The 2,478-nt window shown below is 77.6% G+C and carries 3 protein-coding genes; all 3 read left to right on the plus strand.

Annotation, left to right across the window (positions count from 1 at the left end):
* Nucleotides 1–1,201: M16 family metallopeptidase (locus CKO13_RS11620; RefSeq protein ID WP_200261208.1), on the plus strand; the 1,201-nt coding region annotated here is incomplete at its 5' end.
* Nucleotides 1,198–1,764, plus strand: coding sequence for a 16S rRNA (guanine(966)-N(2))-methyltransferase RsmD (rsmD, locus tag CKO13_RS11625; RefSeq protein WP_200261210.1), 567 nt, complete (start codon nucleotides 1,198–1,200; stop codon nucleotides 1,762–1,764). The genes CKO13_RS11620 and rsmD, both read left to right, overlap by 4 nt.
* A gap of 47 nt (nucleotides 1,765–1,811) precedes the next feature.
* Entirely contained in the window at nucleotides 1,812–2,315 is a 504-nt protein-coding gene (coaD, locus tag CKO13_RS11630; RefSeq protein WP_200261212.1) for a pantetheine-phosphate adenylyltransferase, read from the plus strand.
* The last annotated feature ends 163 nt before the right edge of the window (nucleotides 2,316–2,478 follow it).

A 2,478-nucleotide genomic window follows, 5' to 3' on the forward strand; every position in this document is an offset into this window, starting at 1 on the left:
CATCCAGCTCGTCCTCGACGCCGGCAGCGCCCGCGACGGCGAGCACCCCGGCCTCGCCGAGCTGGTCGCGCGCACCCTCGACGAGGGCACCGCCGGGCTCAGCGCCGGCGAGCTCGCCCGGCGGCTCGAGGATACCGGGGCGCGGCTGTCCACGGCCGTCGGGCGCGACTACGCCCGCGTGCATCTGCGCAGCCTCGCGCGGCCGGCGACCCTCGACGAGGCCGTGGCCCTGCTCGAGCGCGTCCTCGAGGCCCCCGCCTTCGCCGGCGAGGCGGTCCGCCGCGAGCGCGAGGGCCAGCTCCAGGAGATCCGCGCCGAGCGCCAGTCCGCCGCGGCGATCGCCGAGCGCGCCCTCTTCCGGGCGATGTACGGCGAGCACCCCTACGCCTCGCCGCCGCTCGGCACCGAGGCGGCCGTCGCCGAGCTCGGCCCGGAGCGGGTCGCCGCCTTCTACGAGCGCTACTACGTCGCCGCCAACGCCAGCGTCGCCGTCGTCGGCGATATCGAGCCCGAGCGCGCCCGCGCCCTCGCCGAGCGGCTCACCGGGGCGCTGGCGCCCGGCGAGCCCGCCGCGGCCCTCCCGCCGGCGCCGGAGCGCCCGGCGCGCCGCGAGGTGCGCATCGACTTCCCGGCGGCGCAGACGGCCCTCTACATGGGGCAGCCGGCCATCGCCCGCGGCGAGGTGGCCCTCGAGTACCCGCTGCGCGTGGCCGACCAGGCCCTCGGCGGCGCCGGCATGGTCTCGCGGCTCTTCCGGACCATGCGCGAGGAGCGGGGCCTCTCCTACGCCACCGGCAGCCGGCTCCACGTCCTGCGCGCGCAGGGGCCGTGGCTGGTGTACTCGCAGGTCAAGGCCGAGCGCGCCCCCGAGGCCCGCCGCGTGCTCCGCGGCGAGATCGAGCGCCTCGACGCCGAGGGGCTCGACGGGCAAGGGGTGCGCAAGGCCGTCCGCCAGCTCACCGGCGCCTTCCCCCTGGCGCTGGCGAGCAACGCGGCGCTCAGCCGCGAGCTGGCGAGCATGGCCTTCTACGACCTGCCCACGAGCCACCTGGCGCGCTACACCCCGCGCATGGAGGCGGTCGAGCCCGCCGACGTCCGCCAGGCCCTCGCGGCGCGCCTCGACCCGCAGCGCATGGCCACCGTGGTCGTCGGCCCGGACGCCGAGCAGCCGAGCGAGGGCACGGAGGCCGCGGCGCAGTGAGCCGGCGCAGCGCCCGGGTGCGGATCGTCGGCGGCCAGTGGGGCGGGCGCCGGATCGCGGTGCCGGCCGCCGGCGTGCGCCCGAGCAGCGACCGGGCCCGGGAGACCCTCTTCAACTGGCTCGCCCCCCTGCTCCCCGGCGCCCGCTGCCTGGACCTCTTCGCCGGCACCGGCGCCCTCGGCCTCGAGGCGCTCTCCCGGGGCGCCGCCGAGGCCGTGCTCGTCGAGCGCCAGCGCCGCGTCGCCGCCGCCCTGCGCGAGACGCTCACCGGGCTCGGCGCCGCGGACCGGGCCCGGGTCGAGCCGGCCGACGCCCGGGCCTTCCTGCGCCGCGGCCCCGGCGCCCCCTTCGATCTCGCCTTCCTCGACCCGCCCTACGCCGAGCGCGGGCTCCTGGAGGCTTGCTGCCGCGAGCTCGCGCTGCGAGGATGGCTCGGTGCTGCAGCGCACATCTATATTGAGAACGAGATCGGCGCCGGGGCGCCCGAGCTGCCGCCCGGCTGGGAGCCGATCCGCCGCGGCCGCGCCGGGCGCAGCGAGCTCACGCTGATCCGCTGCGAGTGACGAGTGCCCGCCACCGGGGGGCCCGCAAGCCTGAGGAGCCACAGCCGATGGGCGTGATCGCCGTCTACCCGGGGACCTTCGACCCCATCACCCACGGCCACACCGACCTGATCCAGCGCGGCGCCCGCCTGTTCGATCGGCTGATCGTCGGCGTCGCCGCCAACCCGAGCCCGTCCAAGACGCCGGCCTTCGCCCTCGAGGAGCGCCTCGAGCTGGCCCGCACCGCCCTCGACGGGGCCGAGAACGTGACGGTGGAGGCCTTCTCGACCCTGCTCGTCGAGTTCGTCGCGCACCGCCGGGCGCACGTCATCCTCCGGGGCCTGCGCGCGGTCTCCGACTTCGAGCACGAGTTCCAGCTCGCCAGCATGAACCGCCAGCTCCGCGCCGACGCCGAGACGCTCTTCCTGACCCCCTCCGAGCAGTACGCCTTCATCTCCTCGAGCCTGGTGCGCGAGGTGGCCGCCCTCGGCGGCGACGTCTCGCGCTTCGTCCACCCCGAGGTGGCGCAGGCCCTGGCGCAGCGCCTCGGCGGCGGCGCCGCTGCCCGCTAGCCGGGGGCCGGCGGGGCCCTGCGGCGTCCTTTCGAGCGCGCCGAGCATCGCAGCCCGAGCGGGGACGCCGAGCGGCGCCAGCCGCTCGGCGAGCGCGCTGCTGTCCGAGCGAAGCGAGTTCAGCGCGCGGCCCCGCTCGGGCGAGAAGCGCAGGGGACCCGAA

Source organism: Halorhodospira neutriphila, assembly GCF_016584055.1.
In the GTDB taxonomy this organism is placed as follows: Bacteria; Pseudomonadota; Gammaproteobacteria; order Nitrococcales; family Halorhodospiraceae; genus Halorhodospira; species Halorhodospira neutriphila.